At 62.2% G+C, this 2945-nt stretch carries 4 protein-coding genes; 1 reads left to right on the top strand and 3 read right to left on the bottom strand.

All coding sequences use genetic code 11. From position 1 onward, the window contains the following. On the top strand, positions 1-264 hold a 264-nt coding region (locus tag EN935_RS29215), incomplete at its 5' end, for an ATP-binding protein (RefSeq protein WP_245489079.1). A 101-nt stretch (positions 265-365) separates the two neighbouring features. Here EN935_RS29215 and EN935_RS29210 read toward each other — a convergent pair. The 3 genes from EN935_RS29210 to choW all read right to left on the bottom strand — a co-directional run. After that, positions 366-905, bottom strand: coding sequence for a hypothetical protein (locus EN935_RS29210; RefSeq protein WP_245468696.1), 540 nt, complete (start codon positions 903-905; stop codon positions 366-368). Between the two features lie 93 nt (positions 906-998). Further along, positions 999-2180: a choline ABC transporter ATP-binding protein gene (gene choV / locus EN935_RS29205; protein WP_127262899.1), complete on the bottom strand. Its 1182-nt coding sequence runs from the start codon at positions 2178-2180 to the stop codon at positions 999-1001. After that, on the bottom strand, positions 2177-2945 hold a 769-nt coding region (choW, locus tag EN935_RS29200; protein WP_127373890.1), incomplete at its 5' end, for a choline ABC transporter permease subunit. The genes choW and choV, both read right to left, overlap by 4 nt.

The following is a 2945-nucleotide window of genomic DNA, read 5'->3' as shown; positions in this document are numbered from 1 at the left end:
GCGCATCTCAGCCTGCGCCGGTCGGAAAACATGATCCTGCTCACCATCCGCGACGAAGGGCCTGGGATACCCCAAGCCCAGATCGACGCCGTGTTCGGCTCTTTCGTGCGCCTCGAACAATCGCGTAACCGCCAGACCGGTGGTCTTGGGCTCGGCCTGACCATCGCCCGCAACATCGCGCGCGCCGCCGGCGGCGAGATCAGCCTGTCCAACAACCCGGGCGGTGGCCTGCTGACGCAACTGCGCCTGCCGCTGGCGGCTTAAGACTGCTACAAACGACAGGGCAGTTTCGTTGGCCGATTCTTCGTCGGTCTGCTCTCAACTTCGACCAGCATAGGTCAACGAGCGGTGGAGAGGCTGGTTGCCTATTTCAGTACGCGGTCCTTGCGTCGAAATATGCGAAGTTGTATCTCGCGCCAACGCGTCATCACCTTTTCCTCGAAGCGATCTCGTCTAAATTTAACGCAATGAATGTCCTCGATCAGGAAGACATCGTCCTTGGATGCGACTGCCTCCAAGAACCGGGGAGACCGAACGGCCAGATTGACCTCGTTCTCACGCGAAGTTTGACCGATCAATTGGTAAAAGGTGAACATTGCATAGCAATAATTGTCGAATGTCTCGAACTCTGAAAAGTCTGCAACGCGACAGTCGTCCAAGGTCATTAAAGGGTAGCTGTACGGACTGCGCCTGTTCGGGTTTTGCCTAATGTGCGGCAGCTGGAGGGTCTTGGTGGCGCCGACCTCCTCCAGCACCGAGGTACTCCACTCCCAGCAGCTGATGTAACTGTGAAAGAAGGCTTCGCGCACCACACTATGTTCGTCTGGCAGCCACTCGTTGTGCGCTCGCTCGGCGTCGATTAGCCGGTAAACGTCGAATAGAAACTCGTATATGAGTGCAGCCACCGTCGCGTTTCGCATTCCTCAACCTCAATTATGCGACCCGGCTGTTCCCTCGAAAACAATAAACCGCCCTATGGGCTGAATTGACGGCGAAGGTTACCGCCGCAGCACCGCGCTCAACACATCGCGGATGCCGATGGCGCCGACAAATCGCGATTGATCATCGAACAGTGCCACCGGTGCAGTCTGCGAACGGTGCATGGCCAGCATCACGGTTTTCAGCGAGGTGCCGGGATTGGCCCAGAACACCTGCGCCAGTTCCTCCGGCTGGCCCTCGACGTCGGCGCATGACACCCAGACCGCCGGCTTGCCGTCGCGTTCGGCCGCCGCCACCAGCCCGTGATCGTCGATCTTGAAGCGCGTCGTCTTGCGCCGGTCGAGCCACACCCAGCCATTGTCGCCATGCTCCAGATCGCGACGGTCGCGCATCACGTTCCAGGCGGTCAGCACCGATAGCGGGTTCACATTGGCGATGAAGTCGCGGACATAGTCGTTGGCCGGGCGCAGCACGATATCTTCCGGCGCGCCGGTCTGCACGATGCGGCCGCCCTCCATGATGGTGATGTGGCTGCCGATCTTCAGCGCCTCCTCGAGGTCGTGGCTGACAAAGATGATGGTCTTCTTCAATTCGGCCTGCAGCTGCAGCAACTCATCCTGCAGCTTGGTTCGGATCAGCGGGTCGAGCGCCGAGAACGGCTCGTCCATCAACAGGATCGGCGCCTCGGTTGCGAAGGCGCGGGCCAGGCCGACGCGCTGCTGCATGCCGCCCGACAGCTCATGCGCGTATTTCTTCGCCCACTGGTCGAGATTGACCAGCTTGAGCTGGCGTTGCACGCGCTCCTTGCGCTCGGCTTCCGGCACGCCGGCGAGTTCGAGGCCGAGGCCGACATTTTCCTCCACCGTGCGCCAGGGCAGCAGGCCGAACTGCTGGAACACCATCGCCACCTGTTTCTGCCGCAGCCGCCGCAAGGTCGCCTGGTCGCAAGTGACGACATCGACGGTCTTGTCGCCATCCTTGACCAGCACCTGGCCGCGCGACACCACATTCAGCCGGTTGACCGCCCGCAGCAATGTCGACTTGCCCGAGCCGGAGAGGCCCATCAGCACCGAGATCTCACCCTCGTTCACGGTCAGGCTGGCGCCGGCGCAGCCGAGCACATTGCCGGTCTTTTCGAGGATCTCGGCGCGGGTGGCGCCGGCATCGATCATCGCCAGCGATCCGGCCTGGTCGGCGCCGAAGACGATATCGACGTTCCTGAAATCGACGGCGACGGTCATTTCTTGCCTCCAACCGCAATTCGGGTCATCCGGTCGAGCACGATGGCGAGCACAACGATTGCCAGGCCAGCCTCAAGCCCGAGATCGATGCGGCGTGAGCCGAGCGCCCGGTTGATCTCGGTGCCGAGGCCGCCGGCGCCGATCAGTGCGGCGAACACCACCATCGACAGCGACAGCATGATCGACTGCGTCAGGCCGGCCATGATGGTGGGCAGCGCCGAGGGCAGTTCCACCTTCCACAACAGCTGGCTCTTGGTAGCGCCGAAAGCCTCGCCGGCCTCGACGATCGACTTCGGCACCGAGACGACGCCGAGATGGGTGAGCCTGACCGCGGTCGGAATGACGAAGATGATGGTGACGATGAGGCCGGGCGCGTTGCCGAGACCGAACAGCGTCAGCACCGGGATCAGGTAGACGAAGGTCGGCAGCGTCTGCATCAGGTCGAGCACCGGCAGCATGACGCGATAGACCTTCGGCTTGTGCGCCGCCCAGATGCCGAGCGGCACGCCGATGGCCATGGCCATGGCAGCGGCCGCGACGACCAGCACCAGCGTCTGCACCGTCTGCTTCCACAGGTTCTGGTTGATGATGAAGATCAGGCCGAGAAAGACGCCGATGGCGAGCGGCCGCGAGCGCTGCAGCAGCCAGGCGATGACGGCGATGATCAGCGCCAGCAGCACCGGCGGCACCATCAGCAGGATGCCGACCAGCCCGTCGAGCAGGAAATTGAGGCCATTCGAAAAGGCCCTGAACACAGTGTCGAAA

Origin of the sequence: Mesorhizobium sp. M7D.F.Ca.US.004.03.1.1, assembly GCF_003998635.1 — a bacterium.
Lineage (GTDB): Bacteria > Pseudomonadota > Alphaproteobacteria > Rhizobiales > Rhizobiaceae > Mesorhizobium > Mesorhizobium loti.
This window is presented reverse-complemented; position numbering and strand designations above follow the sequence as displayed.

Coding starts and splice junctions, on each gene's coding strand:
- choV (WP_127262899.1), bottom strand. CDS start 2,180: ATGACCGTCGCCGTCGATTTCAGGAACGTCGATATCGTCTTCGGCGCC.